18 protein-coding genes and 1 other RNA gene are annotated in these 21253 nt (G+C 59.5%); 7 read left to right on the forward strand and 12 right to left on the reverse strand.

Going from position 1 to position 21253, the window contains the following annotated elements; translation table 11 throughout:
• Positions 1-2091 (forward strand): cellulose binding domain-containing protein (locus tag E1297_RS12035; RefSeq protein WP_209015761.1); only part of this gene is annotated, 2091 nt, incomplete at its 5' end.
• A 473-nt stretch (positions 2092-2564) separates the two neighbouring features.
• The gene (locus E1297_RS12040; protein ID WP_155138369.1) at positions 2565-4115 is read left to right on the forward strand and encodes a 2-isopropylmalate synthase; all 1551 of its coding nucleotides are present in this window, start codon (positions 2565-2567) and stop codon (positions 4113-4115) included.
• A gap of 64 nt (positions 4116-4179) precedes the next feature.
• Here the strand turns inward: E1297_RS12040 and E1297_RS12045 are convergent, their stop codons facing one another.
• The 3 genes from E1297_RS12045 to miaA all read right to left on the reverse strand — a co-directional run bounded on the left by E1297_RS12045 (position 4180) and on the right by miaA (position 6590).
• Positions 4180-4722 carry a GNAT family N-acetyltransferase gene (locus E1297_RS12045; protein WP_196223284.1) on the reverse strand — a complete coding sequence of 181 codons (543 nt, stop codon included), beginning with the start codon at positions 4720-4722 and terminating at the stop codon, positions 4180-4182.
• A 200-nt stretch (positions 4723-4922) separates the two neighbouring features.
• Complete coding sequence (locus tag E1297_RS12050) at positions 4923-5465, reverse strand: GNAT family N-acetyltransferase (protein WP_155138373.1); 543 nt, start codon at positions 5463-5465, stop codon at positions 4923-4925.
• A 186-nt stretch (positions 5466-5651) separates the two neighbouring features.
• A complete protein-coding gene (miaA, locus tag E1297_RS12055) occupies positions 5652-6590 on the reverse strand; it encodes a tRNA (adenosine(37)-N6)-dimethylallyltransferase MiaA (protein ID WP_244327732.1) in 939 nt (312 codons plus the stop codon).
• A gap of 31 nt (positions 6591-6621) precedes the next feature.
• On the opposite strand from miaA, the gene serB reads away from it, so the two are divergent.
• Complete coding sequence (serB, locus tag E1297_RS12060; protein ID WP_155138377.1) at positions 6622-7512, forward strand: phosphoserine phosphatase SerB; 891 nt, start codon at positions 6622-6624, stop codon at positions 7510-7512.
• Between the two features lie 101 nt (positions 7513-7613).
• Here serB and E1297_RS12065 read toward each other — a convergent pair whose 3' ends face one another.
• The 7 genes from E1297_RS12065 to E1297_RS12095 all read right to left on the reverse strand — a co-directional run bounded on the left by E1297_RS12065 (position 7614) and on the right by E1297_RS12095 (position 13580).
• Positions 7614-9104: a Do family serine endopeptidase gene (locus tag E1297_RS12065; RefSeq protein ID WP_155138379.1), complete on the reverse strand. Its 1491-nt coding sequence runs from the start codon at positions 9102-9104 to the stop codon at positions 7614-7616.
• Positions 9105-9227: 123 nt separating this feature from the next.
• Positions 9228-9413 carry a DUF2065 domain-containing protein gene (locus E1297_RS12070; protein WP_155138381.1) on the reverse strand — a complete coding sequence of 62 codons (186 nt, stop codon included), beginning with the start codon at positions 9411-9413 and terminating at the stop codon, positions 9228-9230.
• Positions 9410-10354: a protease modulator HflC gene (hflC, locus tag E1297_RS12075; protein ID WP_155138383.1), complete on the reverse strand. Its 945-nt coding sequence runs from the start codon at positions 10352-10354 to the stop codon at positions 9410-9412. Before hflC ends, E1297_RS12070 begins: the two co-directional genes overlap by 4 nt.
• Positions 10354-11550, reverse strand: a complete 1197-nt coding sequence (hflK, locus tag E1297_RS12080; RefSeq protein ID WP_155138394.1) for an FtsH protease activity modulator HflK — start codon at positions 11548-11550, stop codon at positions 10354-10356. The genes hflC and hflK overlap by 1 nt, the downstream gene beginning before the upstream one ends.
• Before the next feature lie 212 nt (positions 11551-11762).
• Entirely contained in the window at positions 11763-12236 is a 474-nt protein-coding gene (locus tag E1297_RS12085; RefSeq protein ID WP_244327733.1) for a GNAT family N-acetyltransferase, read from the reverse strand.
• The gene (locus tag E1297_RS12090; RefSeq protein ID WP_155138385.1) at positions 12233-12766 is read right to left on the reverse strand and encodes a dihydrofolate reductase; all 534 of its coding nucleotides are present in this window, start codon (positions 12764-12766) and stop codon (positions 12233-12235) included. The genes E1297_RS12085 and E1297_RS12090 overlap by 4 nt, the downstream gene beginning before the upstream one ends.
• A gap of 19 nt (positions 12767-12785) precedes the next feature.
• Complete coding sequence (locus E1297_RS12095) at positions 12786-13580, reverse strand: thymidylate synthase (RefSeq protein ID WP_368669539.1); 795 nt, start codon at positions 13578-13580, stop codon at positions 12786-12788.
• Between the two features lie 142 nt (positions 13581-13722).
• Here E1297_RS12095 and ssrA point away from each other — a divergent pair.
• From ssrA to E1297_RS12115, 4 genes are all read left to right on the forward strand, one after another.
• Positions 13723-14092, forward strand: a transfer-messenger RNA (tmRNA) gene (ssrA, locus tag E1297_RS12100).
• Between the two features lie 219 nt (positions 14093-14311).
• A complete protein-coding gene (locus E1297_RS12105) occupies positions 14312-14899 on the forward strand; it encodes an SspB family protein (RefSeq protein ID WP_155138387.1) in 588 nt (195 codons plus the stop codon).
• A 13-nt stretch (positions 14900-14912) separates the two neighbouring features.
• A complete protein-coding gene (locus tag E1297_RS12110; RefSeq protein WP_155138389.1) occupies positions 14913-15113 on the forward strand; it encodes a DUF4169 family protein in 201 nt (66 codons plus the stop codon).
• 15 nt (positions 15114-15128) lie between these two features.
• Positions 15129-15377, forward strand: a complete 249-nt coding sequence (locus E1297_RS12115; RefSeq protein WP_155138391.1) for a ribbon-helix-helix domain-containing protein — start codon at positions 15129-15131, stop codon at positions 15375-15377.
• Between the two features lie 18 nt (positions 15378-15395).
• On the opposite strand, the gene E1297_RS12120 is transcribed toward E1297_RS12115, so the two are convergent.
• A complete protein-coding gene (locus E1297_RS12120; RefSeq protein ID WP_155138392.1) occupies positions 15396-19490 on the reverse strand; it encodes an AsmA-like C-terminal region-containing protein in 4095 nt (1364 codons plus the stop codon).
• A gap of 106 nt (positions 19491-19596) precedes the next feature.
• Entirely contained in the window at positions 19597-21012 is a 1416-nt protein-coding gene (locus E1297_RS12125) for an FAD-binding oxidoreductase (RefSeq protein ID WP_155138400.1), read from the reverse strand.
• Positions 21013-21253: the final 241 nt, after the last annotated feature.

A 21253-nucleotide genomic window follows, 5' to 3' on the forward strand; every position in this document is an offset into this window, starting at 1 on the left:
TTTTATCCCAAGATGCGCAGGCTCCGCCTGTTGCGCCTTGCCACTCCCCATCTGACAAGGCCGGGGTATTCGCCTGCGGCGCCATTATTGCTGACTGTAACGAATTATTTCCAGAACCATCAAAAAGACGCACTCCATGTGTACCCGACCATGACTGTTAAACGGCATTTTCCCGGAGGCGGCGCATTGGTCGACTGGTTTGATGATCCTCAGATCGAAGTGAATACGATTGTTCTGGGAGAATGGGACGGCGGTGCCAGTGTGTCGGTCGTCGTCACAAACCGGGGCGAAGACGACATCACGGACTGGCAGCTTAGCTGGCAAACCCGGAACATGATCGAGCACACCTGGAACGCCGATCTCTCCGTGTCCGGCGATCTGGTCACGGCCGCACCGGACAGCGAACGCATGGTCATTGCGTCTGGTGAAGCCGCCGCATTCGGGTTCAATGTTCAACTCGGACCCGACGGCTGGCAAGAGCCCGATTTCCGGTTTTCCCTTTTGGCAACCGAAGGGGATGTGATCAGTCCCGAAGTTCCAGCGCTTCCGGTACAGCCGTCTCCCGCCCCGATGCCCGGCGGCGATGACATGACACCGGCCACAACGCTCGATGTTTCCGTCCTGAAAGCCTCCGACTGGGATACCGGTGTGAGCGCGAACATTATCGTCAGAAACACGACCGCGGACGATGTTGCGCTCGGCGGCATCAGGATTGAGCTGCCATCCGATGCAAGCATAGATTCGGCCTGGAACGCTTCGGTCATTCAGGAGGGCGGCTTTGCCATTTTTCAGCCGGATGCGGACTATGTGACCGTCAAGGCGGGAGAGGCAATCAGCATCGGCTTCAATGCTTCGCATGACGCGGGCGAAGGCTTTGAAATCATGCCGGTTGCCTTTGTTTCCGGCACTCAGGACCTGCCCGCTCCACATGACGAACCGGTTGCCGGCACCCCGCCGCCTCCGCTGGCCCCGTCAAGTGACTGGGACGGAGAAGCACCGCTCAATCCGATCATCGGCACCCAGACAATCGGGCCGGGCTACACGCTGAGCGATGAGAACGCGCTTGTGGAAACGGCCAAGGCCATTCGGGACACAGGCTCAAACATCCTCAAGATTGCGCTTGATCCGACGCTCTATGGCATGTCCAGCCTTTACCAATGGCAACCGGTTGAGCTCCTGACCCAAAACGAAGCCTTTCGGGATGTTCTGGCCATGGATTTCGATCACTATTTTTTCTGGCTGGAGCGCTCCGGCCCCTGGGCCGACAATAACGGCATCAGCCAGGAGGAGTATGATCAGGAATATCAGGTCACCTACGACCTTGCCCGTTACCTTCTGGAGACTTTCGAAAACACCGGAAAGACTTTTTACATCGGCAACTGGGAAACCGACTGGAACCTTCTGGAGTGGAACCCCACCCTTGAAACCGTCGATGACACCCGGATCGACGGCCTTGTGGATTGGTTGAACCTGCGTCAGGACGCCATTGACCAGGCCAGGGCGGACACGGATGCAAGTGGTGTATCGATTTATCACTATCTTGAAGTCAACCGTGTCGACGACGCCCAGGACCAGGGTTTCGAGCGGGTGGTCAATGCGGTTCTGCCCCGGACAAATGTCGATCTGGTCTCCTATTCCGCCTATGACGTGATCCTGACCGAAAGCAATCTTGGCCGCTATGGTGAAGCTCTCGGGGACAATCTCGACTACATCGAGTCCTTGCTGCCGGAAAAGCAAGACCTGCCATTTGAAAAACGCGTGTTCATCGGCGAGTTCGGATTTTACCTCAAATACGTCTCTGCGGAGCAGCAATACGATCTTACCCTCGATGTGCTTGAGGCAAGTGTTGAATGGGGCGTTCCGTTTTCACTCATCTGGCAGATGTATGACACGTCTGCAAATGAAGGCCTGTATTTGATCGGCCCCGATGGCACACCAACAGCGCTTTCGCAGATGCTGACCAGTTACAACGATCAGCTTCAGGCATGGGATGCCGGTTTCCGTGATCTCAATGCCCGCCCCCCGAGCGCATCGGAAACAAGGGAAAAATCGCTCGAGATCCTGGCAGGTTTCCGGGCCAGCTCCGGTTGACGGCCGATCCGTCTCATGACGTTTGCGGACTTTTGCGAAAATCGCCTGTGCCGGATTGTCCCGGTCCGCATAACCGGACGCCATTCGGGTGACGGTCTTTCCATTGACATTCCTGAATGCCGCAAACGGGTTGCATCTTGAAAAATAGTCCTCTAAGAACGAAACAAATCTAATGATCCGTCACCGGTGACGCACAAAACCGGATGACGTTACGAAGCAAGGCCAACGGGAACCGCATGATCGCACACGGCGACATTGCTATGATCGAAAGCGACGCGCTCTCCATGCGCGGCGGCCTGGCTCTTCTTGGCGAACTCCTCCTTAGATGCCCCTGAGCGTCGGCTGATCCGTGTCATCATGGACGGGCATTCAGGGGAGAAAAAGCGCAACACCATAATTTGACAATTGGATCGCGCCGGGCCTCTGAGGACAAAACCGTCCGGACGCAGATCTGAAGCCCAAGGGACAACGCCATGACCACCGACAACAACCAGGTTCGGATTTTCGACACCACCTTGCGCGACGGCGAACAGTCGCCCGGCGCGTCGATGACGCTGGAAGAAAAGCTGCAAATCGCCGAAATCCTCGACGACATGGGCGTCGACATCATCGAGGCGGGGTTCCCGATTGCCTCCAATGGCGATTTCGAGGCTGTCAGCGAAATCGCGAAAAACTCGAAAAACTCCGTCATCGCCGGTCTGGCGCGTGCGATCCACGCCGATATCGACCGTTGTGGGGACGCGGTGAAAAACGCATCGCGCGGCCGGATCCACACATTCGTCTCAACGTCGCCAATCCATCTGAAATACCAGATGAACAAGACGGAAGAGCAGGTTCTCGACATCATCACCGATACGGTGACCCGGTCGCGCAACCTGATCGACGATGTCGAATGGTCGGCGATGGACGCAACCCGGACCCCGATCGAGTATCTGTGCAAATGCGTCGAGGAAGCCATCCGCTGCGGTGCGACCACGATCAACCTGCCGGACACGGTCGGCTACGCCACGCCCGAAGAATACAAGAAGATGTTTGAGGACATCATCGAACGGGTGCCGAATTCCGACAAGGCGATCTTTTCCGTGCATACCCATAATGATCTGGGGCTGGCGGTCGCCAATTCGCTCGCCGGTGTTGCGGGTGGCGCACGCCAGATCGAATGCACCATCAACGGTCTGGGCGAGCGCGCGGGCAATGCCTCGCTGGAGGAGATCGTCATGGCGATCCGAACCCGTTCCGACATATTGCCCTATACCAGCCAGGTCGATCCGCAATTCCTGATGCGGGCCTCCAAGATGGTGGCGGGTGCGTCCGGTTTCGCGGTCCAGTACAACAAGGCGATTGTCGGCAAGAATGCATTCGCCCATGAAAGCGGCATCCATCAGGACGGCATGCTGAAAAATGCCGAAACCTACGAGATCATGCGGCCTGAAGATGTCGGCGTCAAAGCGACCTCACTGGTGATGGGCAAGCATTCCGGCCGTCATGCATTCAAGGACAAGCTGCGCGAACTGGGCTACGAGCTGGGCGACAACGCGCTTCAGGAGGCTTTCCGCCGCTTCAAGGAACTGGCCGACCGCAAGAAGCACGTCTATGACGAGGATATCGAGGCTCTGGTCGAGGACGAAATCGCAATCGCCGGTGACGGCATCAAGGTGATTGCCCTGACCGTGATCGCGGGGACCGGCGGCCCTCAGAAGGCAATCCTGACCATGGATGTCAATGGCGAGCACGTGACCAAGGAAGCCAATGGCGATGGTCCGGTCGATGCGACCTTCAATGCCATCAAGTCGATCTGCCCGCACGAGGCCACCTTGCAGCTTTATCAGGTACATGCGGTGACCGAAGGCACCGACGCGCAGGCAGAAGTTTCTGTCAGGCTGGAAGCCAATGGCCGGATATCGACCGGCAAGGGCGCGGACACCGATACCCTGGTTGCCTCGGCACGCGCCTATGTGGCGGCCATGAACCGCCTCGCATCCCGCCAGCAAGGCATCAACCCGGGCGCGCTGCAAGCTGTGTGAGGTTACAAGACTTCTTGATTGATTGGAGGGCGCCCAGCGGGCGCCCTTGCTGCTGATGCGCCTATTATCCGGCTTCGAGATATTGTGCGACCACCGGGCTTAGAACCTGATGCACATCAACCAGATGACGGCCGATCTGCCGGGTTTCGCGGTAGGCAAAGCCCAAAGTCTCCAGGTGGCGCTGCAATTGATGGTCCCCGCGCCGCGCGGTGCAAATCAAATGGGTGAAGTAGGTCGCCCGGAAAAAGCTGTCGATGACATCGCGGCACACGCGCCGGGCCAAATCCGGATCCCGGCCCATTGCGCGCGCGGTGAAACAATAAAACAGGTTGATTTCTGATGTTTCCTCGGCCACCGAAAACCCGCAAACGCCGACCGGCACATCGGCCTCGTCAACGATTTTCCAAGTTTGCAAACCATAGGTGATGCGGGTTTTAAGCACATCGCTCAAACGCTGTCTGCAAGCATCGGCATCGACGTTTCGATCGGTCATGCCGTTCAATGAACACAGACGTGCTTGCGTGAGCAATTCCTCAAGATCCGAAGCATCGGAAGGCTCAAGCGGCAACAGCCGGTTGGACCCGGAAACGAGGGAGAAACTCTGCACAGAAACCTCCTCTGTGACTTTTTCTTTCACGCCCCATCTCAGGGGCAAGCATGAGGTAGCAGGAATATGTGTGGCAGATGCGACAATTCAATGATCATTTTGGACGATCGGTTTCTTGCTGATGCATCAACATGTTCCGGCCATATTTTCATCCGCCGCCCCAAACTTCCGGAGGCGGCACTTCCCAGGATCTCCTCTGGCTAGGCGGTTAACACATAGGACTGCATGAAGGGGCTCAGGATCTGGAAAATGTCGCAGGGCATCCCGTTGATCTGCCGGCTTTCCCGATAATAGAAGCCACAGTCCAGCATGACAGTGCGCACGAGCCGGTTGTCGGTGCGCACCACCGAAACCAGATGCGAAAAATAGGTGTTGTCGAAGAACCACTCGATCAGGTCACGGCACACGCGCTCGGGCATTTCCGGATCGGCCTCGAGCGCGTCCATCGCAAAACAGTAGTCGAGTTCGATCTCCGAGGTTTCTTCAAGGACTGCAAAACCGGCCCAGCCCAAAAAAGTCCCGTCGATTGCCACAACCTTCCATCTGGAAAATCCGTGGCGCTCCTGATCTTCGAGAGCCGACATGACAAAGCGATCCGCTTCCCGCGCCGACCAGTTGTTATCATCGGAAGAGATGAACCGTGCCACCCGGGGATCTGACCACAAATTGCGAATCAGACCCACATCATCGGGCGCAAACCTCTCAAACCGGAGGAATCCGCTCTCCATCACCAATCCGTGCAAGTCTGCCTCCCTTGAGTCTGGGAACAGCCGCCCCTTCCATGGACCATGGATAGGCTTATGCCACACGTGATTGCAACCCTAAATCGCATTCACGCTGTCACGGGCTCCCCGACCCTTGATTACCGTTGCGGCAGAATAGTTGGTTTTCCTGAAGATTTCATCTCGAACTTACACTGCAGCGCACTATCAGAGATAGCGCCGTTCAAAATCCCCCAAAAATTCAAGGGCCAAGGCTTCGGATGAATTTTTCGCAACATCAATCCGGGGCCAATTTCCCATTTGATTTCGAAACCAGGTCTCCTGACGCTTTGCATATTGCCGCGTTGCAACAGTCAGACGCTCCGCAGCCTCGGCAAAAGACGCCTCGCCGGTCAACAGATCCCGGGCCTCCTTGACCCCGATCGCACGCATGGCAGGCAGCGATGCAGGCAGGTCCTGCTTGAGCAGCTCTTCGACTTCGGCAAGGCCGCCGGGCCGCAGGATCAGCCCAGCACGCTCGCCAATCCGTTCGTGCAACCACGGGCGCGGCGGAGCAAGGACGAGACGCGCTGTATCGGCTTGCGGCAAGACGGCCTCCGCTTGCGCCTGTTTTTGCCACTCGACAAGGGGCCGGCCGGTGCCGCGCACCACTTCCAAGGCCCGCGTCAAACGCTGCAGATCCTGAAGTCCGTTTGCGGCTTCCGGGTCCACACCGGTAAGGGCAGCCCGCACACCCTCCACGCCCGCCTTTTCGGCAAAGTCCCGGCACGCGGCCCGGACCTCCGGATCGATATCGGGGATTTGCGCCAGCCCTTCCGTCAGTGCCTTGAAGTAAAGACCCGTGCCGCCGACAAGAATGGGCAGCCGGCCCTCGCCGGTAACGGTTTTGATTTCACGGGTCACCGCGCGCAGCCAATCTCCTGTGGAATAGGCGGTTCTGGCAGGCACACATCCGTAGAGCCGGTGCGGAACACGGACCATGTCGGTTTCATCCGGGCGGGCTGTCACAATTGACAGTTCCTCATAAACCTGCATGGAGTCGGCATTGACGATCACACCATTCAGGCGCTCAGCCAGTTCGAGCGCCAATGCCGACTTGCCGCTTGCGGTTGGTCCCGCTATCAGAATTGCTCGTGCCTTTTTCATGTCCTCACTCTTCCAACCCAAGGTCAGCTCCATGTCTCTTGTCGCAACGCTCGTGTCAAATCCCGCGAAACCGGCGGTTTCAGCCGAGCTGATCGCTTCTGCGGCAAGTCGCCTGCCACTCACCGCCGATCCTGTGGTTCTGGCGGAAGACATTGCTGCCGACTTTGCCTTTGACGGCATGCAGCCGGAGACCGCCCGGCAAGCGCTGATTGACCTCATTGACGGCGAACCGGTCGACGTCTTCGTCCAGCCGCAGCTCGGGCGCAAGCGCAAGCTTCTGATCGCTGACATGGATTCGACCATGATCCGGCAGGAATGCATTGACGAACTGGCCGCAGAACTTGGTCTCAAGGACCGTATCTCCGAAATCACCGAACGCGCCATGCAGGGCGAAATCGCCTTTGACCCCGCCTTGCGCGAACGTGTCGCCCTGCTTGAGGGGCTACCGGTCTCGAGTGTCGAAACGGTCCTCTCGACCCGCATCCAGCTGATGCCGGGCGGCCGGACGCTTGTCCAGACAATGAAGGAAAACGGGGCCTATTGCGCGCTTGTCTCAGGTGGTTTCACTCATTTCACACAGGCCGTTGCCGCGCTTCTCGGCTTTGACGAAAACCAGGCGAACACACTGCTGGAACAGGACGGCAAATTGACGGGGCAGGTCAGCGAGCCTGTTCTCGGGCGTGACGCAAAACGGCAGCGGCTGGCCGAATTGATGGACGAGCGGGATCTTTCAGCAGCCGAAACAATCGCGGTCGGCGACGGCGCCAATGACCTTGCCATGATCGAGCTCGCCGGGGCAGGCATCGCCTACCGGGCCAAACCGGCCGTTGCTGCAGCTGCCGACTATCGCGTCGACCACGGTGACCTCACCGCCCTGCTCTATTTTCAGGGCTACCGGCAGTCAGAGTTTTCGTTGAGTTAATTCGTCCGGTCGTCCCCGCAAACCGATTGCGTAGCGAGCACATGGGCGGAAACAAAAAAGGGCGCCAAAGCGGCGCCCTTTCGTGTGTCGGAAAGCCCGGATCAATCATCGATCCGGACCGGAACGAAGCGCAATTCGCCATTCTCGTTGGACAACAACAGCAAGGCGGTCCGGCGGCCGTCATCCTTCAGTTTTTCGATCTGCGCCGCCACGTCTGCCGGCGTCAAAACCGGTTCCTGGGCGATTTCCTTGATCACGTCGCCAGCCTGTATGCGCTTTTCCTGCGCAGAGGACCCCGGAGCCACTTCCAGAACCAGAACGCCCGTAACCTTTTCATCGATACCGAACTCGGAACGTCCCTCTTCGTCCAGTGCCGACAGGATCATGCCAAGCACTTCCTCCTGAACCGGTCCCGCGCCATCATCTTCGGCCGTCGCTTCGGAGGTTTCCGTGTCCGCACTGGCCTCTTCAAGACGGCCAAGGGTTACATCCAGCGTCACACGTTCGCCCTTGCGCAGAACAACCACGGTGACCGCCTTGCCGATGGCTGTTTCGGCGACCATGCGCGGCAACTCGCGCATGGAATCGACCGGACGGCCATCAAACTCCAGGATCACGTCGCCAGGCTCGATCAGCGCATCTTCTGCCGGACCGCCTTCGGTGACCCCTGCCACGAGCGCGCCCATGGCCTCGTCCATCGCCAGACTTTCGGCAATCTCGTCGGTGACTTCCTGGATGCGCACCCCCAGCCAGCCGCGCCGCGTCTCGCCATACTCGCGCAATTGCGCGATCACCCGTGTTGCCGTCTTGGCCGGAATTGCGAAGCCGATGCCGATCGACCCGCCGGAGGGCGAGATGATGGCCGTGTTGATTCCGATCACATTGCCGTTCATGTCGAACAGCGGACCACCCGAATTGCCCCTGTTGATGGAGGCATCCGTCTGGATGAAATTGTCATAGGGACCGGAATTGATGTCGCGGTTGAGCGACGACACAATCCCGACCGTCACTGTTCCCCCAAGACCAAACGGGTTGCCGATCGCCATCACCCAGTCGCCAACGCGTATCCCGTCCGAATCGCCAAACTGAACATCGACAAGCGGCTCTTCCGGTTCCACCTTCAACACGGCAATGTCGGTCTTCTCATCGGTGCCGATGATTTCCGCCTTCAGTTTCGTGCCGTCATTGAAGTTGGCCGTGACCTCGTCCGCCCCTTCGATCACGTGGTTGTTGGTGATGATGATGCCCTCCACACCATCAATCACAAAACCGGACCCGAGGGACTGAACACGCCGTGGCTGTTCCTCGCCTCTTTCCTGACGGTTGAAGAACTCCTCGAAGAATTCCTGAAACGGCGACCCGTCGGGCACTTGCGGCAAGGGCACCGAGCGGCGGCCCTGGACAGTCTGTGCCGTCGAAATGTTGACCACCGCGTCGGCAAGGTCCTCGGCAAGGTCGGCAACCGAATTCGGTCCCTGCACCTGCGTCAGAGCGCCGGACACCGGCTGAACGGCAATCAGGCCGCCGAGCACCACCGCCGTGCCCAGTGCACGGGCCGCTCCGAGGCTGCGTTGAAGAAACTGGGGAGCCATAGGGCGAAATCCTCCATCCCGGTCCATTAATCCTGTCAGTTTGGACAGTATCAGGATCAAAAACTGTATTCGAATATAAAACGGGCGGCCAAGAAAAGGACCGCCCGCTTCCCCACGTTTATGTTATCCGCGTACAAACCAGACGATCAAGACGCCCAGAGCCAATGCAACCACCCCGCCGATCCGGAGCACCGAATCCGGTGTTTCAAGGGCGCTTTGCATCAGTTTCTTGACCCCGCCCGGCACCAGCGCATAGAGGGTTCCCTCTATCGCCAGCACAAGGCCGATCGCCAGGATCAGCTCCTTCATTGCGCAGGCGCTGGGGCCTGGCGCGACTGGGCCACGTTCGGCGCCGAGGTGGTCGCGGCCGGAGCCCGTTCCGTCTCGGCCGGCTGGCCCATCGGGTCGTTGAAGTAGCGGAAGAAGCTGGAATCCGGCGACAGAACCAGGCTGGTGTCGCCCTGTTTCAGACCGGCTTCATAAGCCTGCATCGACCGGTAGAAGGCGAAGAAGTCAGGGTCCTTGCCAAACGCTTCGGCAAAGATCCGGTTCCGCTCCGCATCCCCGTCACCGCGGATGATTTCCGAATCCCGCTTTGCTTCAGCGACAAGAACAGTCGCGTCGCGATCGGCGCGGGACCGGATCCGGCGGGATTGTTCCTCACCCTGGGCCCGGATTTCAGCAGCTTCCCGCTGACGTTCGGTCTGCATGCGTGCAAAGATCGCCTGCGAGTTGGCTTCCGGCAAATCCGCCCGGCGGATCTTCACGTCAATGACTTCGATGCCAAGGTCGGAGGCGGCCGTGCTGACATCCTTCCGGATGTTCTCCATCAAGGACGAGCGTTCGTCGCGAACCACGGCAGTGAATGTCGCAGTTGCAAGTTCGGACCGCAGTGAGGACTGCAGGAAGGTCGAAAGACGCTGATTGGCCTCACGCACGTTGTTCACGCGCTGATAAAACAGGACCGGGTTCTCGATCCGGTACCGCGCGAACGCATCGACAACAAGCCGCTTTTTGTCCGCGGCAATCACTTCCTGCGGCGGCATGTTCAGATCGAGAATGCGCTTGTCGAGATAAACAACATTGTCGACCAGCGGGATCTTGAACTTGAGCCCCGGTTCGGTCTGGACATTTTCGATCTGACCGAAGCGCAGAACCAATGCCTGCTGCGTCGGGTTGACGATGAACAGGGACGAATAGGCCACCACCGCAATGATGACGACCAGAATGGCGAGAATACCACCACGCATTACTGATTTCCTCCCGTACGGCTGGTCTGGGTGCTGGTGCGCGGGGATATTTCATTGAGCGGCAGGTACGGCAAAACCCCTTGGCCGGTTGCCTTGCTGTCAATGATGATCTTGTTGTTGGATCCCAGGACCTTTTCCAAGGTCTCCAGATAAAGACGCTCGCGCGTCACGTCCGGAGCATTCTTGTATTGAGCATAGATCTTGTCGAAACGCTGCGACTGACCGGTCGCCTCGGCAATCGTCTGATCGCGATAGGCATTGGCCGCTTCCATCACGCGTGCCGCTTCACCGCGAGCTTCCGGAACCACCCGGTTGGCATAGGTTTGCGCCTCGTTCTGGATCCGCTCCTGGTCGGCACGTGCTGCCTGAACATCACGGAACGCATCAATGACCTGCTGCGGCGGGTCGACCTTCTGCATCTGGACTTCCGTGACTTCGATCCCCGCCTGATAGGCATCAAGCGTCTTCTGCATCAACTGATCGACATCGTTCTGAATCGCGACCCGGTTTTCGGTCAGGATCGAATCGATGTTTGAGTTGCCCACAACCTCGCGCATCGCGCTTTCGGCGACGGCCTTCACGGTGCCTTCGGGGTCCTGAATGTTGAACAGATAGTTGTCAATGCCCTCACGGGTGTTCTTGATGCGCCATTGCACCTTGAAACCGACATCGACGATGTTTTCGTCACCCGTCAGCATCAGGCTTTCAGCCGGAACATCGCGGGACCGCAGGGAATTTCCGGTGAGGAACTCCTCAACCCCGACGGTCAGCTCGCGCTGGCGCTGGACTTGCGGCTTGTAGACTTCGCCGATCGGGTAAGGCCAGTTGTAGTTCAGCCCCGGAGGGGTCTGGTCCGTAACCTTGCCGAACACCAGTTCGACACCAACCTCGCCTTCGTTGACACGGTAGAGGCCCGACGCCATCCAGACGACAAGCACCACGGCAATGACCGCCAGCACACCGGCGACACCAAGGCCGCCGCCGCCCGGCAGCACGGTCTTCATCCGGTCTTGTGTCTTTTTCAAGAGTTCCTCAAGATCCGGCGGATTGCCGCCGCCACCGCCGCCACCGCCGCGATTCGGGCCACCGCCGCCCCATGGGCCGCCGTTGTTGCCACCGCCGCCGCCCCATGGGCCGCCATTGTTCCCACCGCCTTTCCAGGGACCACCGCCACCTGACTGATTGCTCCAAGGCATCCAAGCTTCCTTCTTGTGGTCGTAACCCTTCCAGACCCCTTCCGGAAGGTTTCCGATCATTCACTTAAACTTAAGGCAGGTTATAGGGGGAATCCCGGACTTGTTCAATGAAAGCCCGCCGCCTCCTCCCAGATGTCACCGGCACAGTTCCAGACCCAAGTGGTCTTAAGTCCGTGTGATTTCAAGCTGAAATCGGAAACTGCGCCATGGCGTCACGCTGTCAGGCGCATATCGATATGCGGGATACCATCTTCCAGATAGGTTTCGGACACCTTTTTAAAGCCAAGGCTGGCATAAAAACGGTCCAGATGCGCCTGAGCAGACACTTCAACCGTCCCGCCCGGTGAAAGCGCCCGCGCCTTTGCCAGTCCGCTTTCCATCAATGTGCGCCCAAGACCCGAGCCGCGGTAAGCGGGCGCGATGACAACACGGCCGATCCTGGCCGATTCGCTTTCAGATCCCGCAAACAGCCTCAGGGCGCCAACCAGATCACCGGCTCCTGCTTCAAACACCAGCAAATGAAGCGCCACGGGATCCAGCCCGTCAATGTCCGGATAGGCGCATTCCTGTTCGACGATGAACACATCCTGGCGCAGCTTCAAAAGTGCGTGAAGGTCGTGTGCGCTCAATTCGGCAAACGCATGCCAGATGCTTGTGGTTTCTTTGGTCATGTCCGTTTTGTTCATTCCGCCTCGGCTTTCCGCCGGTAAGTCACGAAGGAAAATTCCGCGCTGTCGCGTTCGGTGCGAACGCCCTGCCGCCTTGCTGTTTCCTGCCAGACGGCCGGGTCAATGTCCGGAAACCGGGTATCGCCAGCAGGTTCGGCGAGGACTTCGGTGATTTCGAGACGATCCGCCAAACCGATGGCCTGACCGTAAATCTGTCCGCCACCGATCACGGCAATTTCGTCTGCACCGCTCTGTGATGCAAGCACCTGCGCGCGCGCAAGTGCTGCCTCGAGCGACCTCGCAGCCTCGGCGCCATCGGGAGCGTAATCTAGATCGCGCGAAATGATGATGTGCGGACGGCCGGGCAAGGGTTTTCCGCCAAAGGACAAGAAGGTCTTGCGCCCCATCACGACCGGCTTGCCCATGGTCAGGGCCTTGAACTGCCTCAGGTCGGAAGACAGTTTCCAGGGCATGTCATTGTCCGCCCCGATAATCCCGTTCCGGGCCACGGCGGCAATCAGGAAGATTTCAGCTTTTCCAGATGGCATTTCCCAATCCTGCCCCTCATCAAACCGCGATAGGCGCCGCAATATGCGGATGCGGATCATAGCCAGAGAGTTCGAAATCCTCGAACCGGAAGGCAAACAGATCCGTGACATCGGGATTGAGCGACATCACCGGCAAAGCACGCGGTGTCCGGGTCAGTTGCTCGCGCGCCTGATCGAAGTGATTGGCGTAAAGATGCGCATCACCCAGCGTGTGGACAAAATCGCCCGGCTTCAATCCGGTCACTTGCGCAATCATCATGGTGAGCATCGCATAGGAGGCGATGTTGAACGGCACGCCCAGAAACACATCCGCCGAGCGCTGATAGAGCTGACAGGACAGTTTGCCGTCCGCCACGTAGAACTGAAACAAGGCATGGCAGGGCGGCAGCGCCATGTCATCGACCAGAGCCGGGTTCCAGGCCGACACAATCAGACGCCGGCTTTCCGGCGATGTGCGGATCATGTGAAGGAGATTGGCGATCTGGTCGATCGACCGGCCGCCGGGAGCCGGCCAGGACCGCCACTGATAGCCATAGACGGGTCCCAGTTCGCCGTTTTCATCCGCCCACTCGTCCCAGATCCGGACGCCGTTTTCCTTAAGGTAACGGATGTTGGTGTCCCCCGCCAGAAACCACAGAAGCTCGTGAATGATCGACCTCAGGTGCAGCTTTTTGGTCGTGACAAGCGGGAAACCTTCGGAAAGATCAAACCGCATCTGATGGCCGAAGACCGACCGCGTTCCGGTGCCGGTCCGGTCGCCCCGGTCGATGCCCTCATCCAGAATTTTCTGCATGAGATCGTGATACTGCTGCACGCTGTTTTCCCCAATGCTACCGGTTTGGTGGAGGCCTCTTGTCCATTCCTGCCGGTTTAGGCCATTGCAGCCCCCTTGAAAAGCGCCGTTTCCCCGCCATTCACCTCAATAGTCCCCACACAATGCGGACTGGGAGCGCTCCCCCCTTTCATTTGCTGTCGCAAGAGTTTATATCTGCCCGTGCTGGGCAACCAGCTATGGCAATAAATGGTCAGTGCAATAAACCTATCGGACCCGGGGGCGGTACCCGGCGCCTCCACCCAAGCGCAGAGCAGCCCAAATGCAGGTTTCTGCGTTTCGGCGGGGGCGAAACAGGATCGACGAGGGCGTAAAGACTGTGCTTTTGCTCGGCATTGTACCACCGTTATCGGGCTGTTCTAATAGTTGCAAACGACAACTATGCTATGGACAACGCTGTCGCTGCGTAATGCGGTGCCAGTAGTCCTTTAAAGCCCTGCTGGGTAGCACCAGCAGGCGGGGTCCGGAGGCACCTGGCAACAGAAGCCTCCACTGAAACCTCCAGAAACATTTGGTTTACAGGACCGATCTGCTCCACCGGTGAACCTTTCCGGGCCGGAGACGGGGATTCCACGTTTGGGGAGCTTTCATTCCTTTTGAATCCCGTTAAACTTCAGAAACTCGACGGGAAGGCTTTCTTTTCCTATAACGCGGGTGACAGCGCTCCGGATGGGCCGCACACCTGACAACCGACTGACTAACGACGCGATAATATGGCTGAAGACCTGCTTCGATACGATATCCTGATTCAGGACGCGCTGCGTGGCGCTGTAAGGAAAATCCTGACTGAAGTGGGGCGCACCGGATTGCCGGGCGAGCATCACTTTTACATCGCGTTCGACACCAACGCTCCGGGTGTGCGCATTTCACAAAGGCTGAAAGAGCGCTACCCGCAGGAAATGACCATCGTTCTCCAGCACCAGTTCTGGGACCTGTCGATTGGCGAACATACGTTCGAGGTCGGTCTTTCCTTCGGCGGTGTTCCGGAAAAGCTGCTGGTTCCGTTCTCCGCGATCAAGGGCTTCTTTGATCCATCGGTCCAGTTCGCGCTTGAATTCGACCCTGGCAAGACCGCTGAGGAGTTGCCGGAAGAACTGCTTGAAGCCGTTGAAGAGCTTGCGAATACCGAACGGGATACAGCGGACGTTTTGACCCCGCAGAAGGCTCCGGCCCTGGCCGCAGAAACGAGCGAACCCAAAACGGCAGCCGCCGAACCGGCTGTTGCGGAGGAAGCCGGCGACAAGAAGGCCGAGGCCAGCGGCGAAGTTGTCTCTCTTGACGCGTTCCGCAAAAAGACCTGACCGGAGTCTTCCGATGAGTGCGGAGATCATCAACCTGCGCCAGACCAGAAAGCGCAAGGCCCGCGCGGACAAGGACAAGCAGGCGGAAAAGAACCGCCTGAAATTCGGCAGAACCAAAGCTGAAAGGCAACTCGAAGACGCCGAGCGCGCAAAGCTTGAAGGGCATGTCGACGGCCACAGGATTGATGGCGGCGACACGTCCGGCAACGAATGATGCCGGTCTGACACCATGCCGCTCGTCAAACGGTCCATTACCTTGCACGGCCACCGCACGTCACTGGCGCTTGAACCCGAGTTCTGGGCCGTGATCGACAGCGTCAGCGACCGGGAAAACCGCTCGCTGGCTTCGGTCATCGCCCGGATAGACGAAACGCGAACACCGGAAGATGCCTTGTCTTCAACTGTCAGGGTATGGGTGCTGAAAAGGGCGCTCGAAAGCGCTTTCGAAACCGAGGGCGGACCGGAGAATCCGCTTTAGCGGGACAGGAACGTCACCTCAATCCGGGATCTCAAAGACGAGACCATTCGGCAAGGTCCTGTAGCGCGGCTGCTTGGGCTCCGGCTGGGGTTGCGACCTGAGATATTGCCGCCGGGCGTCCAACGAACCTTGCGGATCCGGCGAGGCATTCAAGGAATCCGGCTCACCTTGAAACGCACGCTCCGGCAAGCCGCTGTCCCTTGCGAGGACATCGTCGATCGACTGCGGCGGGGTATTGATCGTGCCGGTCGAGCCGATCGGTTCAACGGATCGGGCCGGTTCCAGAGGCGGCAATCCCGCACCATCCGCTCCGGATGCACCTCCGCTACCCTGCTCCCCGACCGGGGCATTGCCGTTTTCGATCTCTTCAAGAACCGAACGGATCCGGTCCGTGAAGTCCACTGCGGGAAGGGTCGCCGCCCGGGCCGCGGATGCAGGCGCCGGAACAGGAATGGACCCGGTCCCCGGTGCAGGTGCATTCGGGAGAGGCGTCCCGCCCCCTGCAGCACCAGCAGCGGCCTCATCGGGATTTGGCGGGATTTCCGGCAGGAGTTGGGGCGCGCTGGCTTCTGCCTCAGCAGCCCGTTCTGCAGCTGCAGCCGCCTCCGCAGCCGCCTGTGCCGCTTCTGCTGCGTCCCGTTCGCGGCGCAACCGGTCTTCCTTCTGGCGCCGGAGTTCGCGCATCAAACGGTCGCGCTCGAGAATTTCGCTTTGCAGTTTCTCCACCCGCTCAACTTCCTGCTCGAATGCGCGCAACGTCAGATAGGCGGTAAACGGCGCGATATCGACCGATCGGGCGGGTGCGGCCATATCGCCCTGAAACAGCAGTCCGACCTGCGGCTGAGCACCGGTCACCGCTTCCTCGCCCGGATCGACCTCGATGGAAAAATCGCTGTCCAGCTCCAGCGTGTTCAGATCGAGTTCGGCGGAGCCGAAAATCTCCGCCTGCTGAGCATCCACGACGATATTGCGCGCATTGACCCGCCCGCCGACGATGGCGAGAGAGCCTTCAAGCCTTGAAAAATCAAGGTTGCCGGTGTCCATGTGGCTGAGGAACACCTCGCGGATCTGATCATCCCTCAATTCCAGTCCGGCATCGGCCGCCCGCATCACAAGCGGAAATGCCTGAGGATTGATCCCGCGCAAGGTGCCATCTGAAATCTCGAACGTTCCGCCACCGGACAAGCCCGCCACGATCGCCGAGATGGACCGGCCGGCCCCTTCGGCCTCCAGAAACAGATCAAGCGTTCCGTCCGCAATCGGGCGGCCGCCGCGGCGCCACACAATGTCACGCAAATCCGCATCGGTCAGCTTGACGCGCCCGGAAAAGGCCCCCTCCCCGCCAGACCGGCGGATGGTGAACGCGCCTTCGACGGAGCCATCCGCGTATGTTCCTGTCATCCGGTCAAAACGCAAGAGATCGGGGGTCAGACGCAACGCACCCGCAACATTGGAAACGCGCGTCACCTCGTCGAGATCGAGCACAGCGGCTGTCAGATCAACGGTAAGGTCGGTGCCGATAAAGAGCGGCGCCCCAAAAGCCACGGTCGGCCAGATGCTGGAGCCATCTCCCGCAGAATACCACTGATCTGGACCCAGCACGGTTTCCGAAAGGGTCTTGAGATCAAGCTCCCCGACATTCAGCCGCCCCTTGAACCGCCGGTTTGTTTCTCCGCCGAGCGGCTCGAAACTGCCCGACAACGCGCCATCAAAGGCAACACCCGCCAGATCACCGGTGATACCAGTAAAGGCGGTATCTGGGCCTGCGCCTTCAAGATTGAAGGCTATGTCTGCGGGAATCGCCCCGGCCATGATCGGCAGCACCCGCCCGGCCGACAACGCAAACGGGGTCAGGTCCGGCGCTGCCGCCATAACATCGAGATCGTAGGAGACAGGCTTGTCCTGCGCGAAGACAACAGTGCCCCGGCTACGCAGTTCCGCGCTGCCAATTGCGGCAGACAGGTCAGTCTGCAGGCCCTTGCCGGGCTGCCCCGACGCCCGGAGCGAAATCTCGCCTGAACCAAGCGCGTCTACGGGCAGAATGTCAAGACCAACCTGCTGAAGCAGCCGGTCGCCATCGGGTCCCGTCAGCATGGCATCAACCGACATATCAGCCTCGCGCCACGCGTCTACCCGGCCGTCAAACGCCCCGGACAACGACAATTCTGCGGGACCGGCCGACCCCTCGAGATTCAGGCTGACACGGCTTGTCTCGCCCTGGGCAGCCGCGTCAATTTCACCGTGAAACGCAGCCGGAACCAGAAAGGGGGCCGCCTTTGCCAAGCGCCGGGTGACGGGATTGCCCGGGGCAATGCCTTCGGCGACCGCGACAAGTCCGGTCAGATCACGTGCATTCAAGGTGCCGTCAAGACGGCCCTCCGGTGCGGTCGTGACGGAGCGGATCTCCCCACTGACATCAAATGCGGCTCCGGCAAAATCGGCTGCCGCCAGTTTTTCGATCTGAAGATTGCCGCCCGAATATGCAGCTTCAAGATCCAGACCGGTGCCGTCAATCCCGCGCACCCGGACTTCACGGGCCCGCAACTGCAGGGAAACGTCGAGGCCTCGGTTTTCACCGCCTTGCCCCGAAAACACCGGCGCAAACAATCCGGCCAGCACCTCGGCTTCATCGACATCCAGCCGCTGTGCATTCAGCGACATGTCGAACACCGGGGGTCCGGTTCGAGGGACCCGGTAGGACACTTCGCCCGTGGCCCGCGCACCGGCCAGGGACAATTGAAGGGAATCAAAGGCAGCACCGTCAGGAACGATGCTCACCCGGCCTTCCACGGACACGGGCTGAATGGCGGCAGATCCCTTGCCGGACTGCTGCCACCACGCAGCCAGGGATCCGGGCTGTTCAGAGGTCAGGGACATGCGCCCCTGGTAGGTTAGCGCCGGGTAAAGCCCGAGGTTGCCCGAGGTTGCAAAGGTTGTGCGCCCGGGCGCGCGTGCTGCAAACCGGGCCACGCGCCAGCCGCCCAGAGCGGTTTCAAGATCAAGCCGCACGTCCTGCATGATCCCGCCCCCGGCAACAACGGCCGGAAAATCCAGCGCGATGACGCCATCCATCTCCGGCACCGGAACCGCCTGCAAGGCCTTGCCGAGGTCCGTAGCTGCCGCGCTCATGACAACCGGTTTCTGAGGCCCTCCACCAAGGATCCGGTCAAGATCGAGCTGTTTGGCCTTGGCGCGGACCTCGAACCGCTGGTGCCCCGAGAAATGCAGATCGGCAGAGCCGTCCGCCCCGATCGGCCGGTCCTCGGGCCCAAAACGAAACGCGAATTCCGGAATGGTGATGCCTTCGACATTCGCATCGAGCATCCCGGTCATATCCCATGCGGCGGCTGGCTGCTCGTCGAGCGGGACCGAGTGGGCCTTGAAACTGCCTTCAAAAGTCGGAGACTGATCGCTTTGCGCCAGAAGCCCGTCGACTGACAGGTTCACGGGCGTGTTGGCCGGGGTCAGCTGGCCGGTCACCCGAATGGCACCATCATCCTGACGCCGCCCGGTCGCAAGTCCAACCGAATAGGATGCATTGTCGTAGGAAAAGGACCCATCGGCCTTGTAGGGCCCCACAAGCGACCGGCCGTTCAAACCGAGCTGAACCTGATCGATGCGGTAGACATCGCCGGATCTCTCGTCATTCACGACGACGGAGCCATTCACGACCGAAACACCCTGGAAGGCAACATTGTCGGGAGGCAGTTCCGACAATACCCCCTTGGCCGCCGCATTGCTCAACCAGTCAAGACGGCCATCCGCGTCAAGCGTGACGTTCAGCTGCGGGCGGTCAAGTTCCATGTCGAGAATACGGATTTCGCCCTTGAGCAGGGGCGGCAGTTCAACGCGCATGCGGAAATTGGACACGACCAGAAGCGGATCGTCCGCTTCGCCGACACGTACGTCCGAAAAGGTCACCATCGGAGCCGGCAACAGCCGCAGGTCGGCCTTGCCAAGCACCGAAACCTTATGCCCCAACACACGTTCCGCGTAGGATTCAAACGTGGACCGGTAGACGGTCCAGTCGACGAAAAACGGCCCGACCAGAGCTGTCACCAGCACCAGAACCACCGCCACGCCGAGAGTTATATATACCGAATTCAGACCCATTCTCCTTCAAGGGCATGTTTGGGCTTGTGCACGTGATGACACGCCGATGCTTAAAAAACCGTGGTCTGTCCCATTCATGCTTCGGCCAGCCGCGTGCCGGTTGCCTTCAATCCCCCGGCGTGATCTTGCCGGGATTGAGAATACCATGCGGATCGAGTGCATTCTTGATGGCGCGCATCATATCCACGCCTCCGCCATGTTCCTTGCGCAGATATTTCATTTTCCCCTGCCCGATGCCGTGCTCGCCGGTACAGGTACCGCCCATGTCGATGGCCCGCTGATTCAGCCGCCCGACAAACGCTTCAATCCGCCGGATTTCAGACTGATCCTGCGTATCAACCAGAAGGCAAACATGAAAATTCCCGTCGCCGACATGCCCCACGATTGGGGCAACAATCCCGCACTCCGCAATATCCCGGCGTGTGTCTTCAAGACAGTCCGCGAGCCTTGAAATCGGCACGCATACATCGGTCGCTACCGCTTTCGATCCCGGACGCAGCCCGATTGACGCCCAATAGGCGTCATGACGCGCGGCCCAAAGCCGTGTCCTTTCCTCGGCTTCGGTCGCCCATTCAAATGGCCCGCCCCCCAGATCGCCGGCGATTTCGCCAAACAGGGCCGACTGTTCACGGACCCAAGCCGCTGTCCCGTGAAATTCCAGGAAGAGCATGGGGACTTCCGGCAAGTCGAGTTTCGAATACTGGTTGCATGCCCGGACCATCAGCGGATCGAGAAGCTCGATACGTGCCACCGGGATACCGTACTGGATCGTTGCAATCACTGCCTGACAGGCCGCGTCAACGGACGGAAACGGGCAAACCCCGCCCGAAATCGCTTCCGGTTGGCCGTGAAGCCGCAGTGTCAGTTCGGTGATGATCCCGAGCGTGCCTTCCGAGCCGACCATCAGCCGTGTCAGATCATAGCCGGCAGACGATTTCCGGGCCCGACCGCCGGTATGGATCACCTCACCGCTTGCGGTCACGACCGTGAGCCCCAGCACCGCATCCTTCATCGTGCCATACCGGACCGCGTTGGTACCCGAAGCGCGCGTTGCCGCCATGCCGCCCAGACTGGCGTCAGCGCCCGGGTCAATCGGAAAGAACAAACCGGTATCGCGCAGATAACTGTTGAGTTGCTTTCGCGTAATACCGGCTTCCACCCGGCAATCGAGATCCCCGGCATTCACCTCAAGGACCGCATTCATGCCGGAGAGATCGATGGACACACCACCGCGCGGCGCGTTGACATGCCCCTCCAGGGACGACCCGGCCCCAAAGGGAATGACGGGTGTCCGGTGTTCCGCACAAATGCGCACAGCCTCCGAAACCTCTTCCGTCGTTTTTGCAAAGACCACCGCATCGGGGGCCTGTGTCGGCAACCAGGTTGTCGTGTGGCCGTGTTGGGCGCAGATAGCTTCCGAGCGCGCACAGCGTTCGCCGAACCTTTGGGTCAGGACATCGACCGCCCGGCCTATGTCCCCGTCAGTCCGTTCAGGTGCGGCCTCCACCGACACGATACTCATCATGCGCTTCCTTGCTGCTCAAACGCCACGCTCCCCGGGACATGGGTTTCCCCGGCGATAACGTCTCTTGAGTAAACACCCCTGTCAGCCCGAATATGACGGTCATGCCGTCAAACGTCAAAACGCTTCAGCCCGTTTCAAAAGACCTCTGAATATTCAAGCCAATCGATACATGCATGATATGACCTCACGCTACAGAAGTGTGCGATGACGCCATAAGGAAGCCTTTCAAGGCGGAAAC

Source organism: Roseibium sp. RKSG952 (assembly GCF_009711355.1).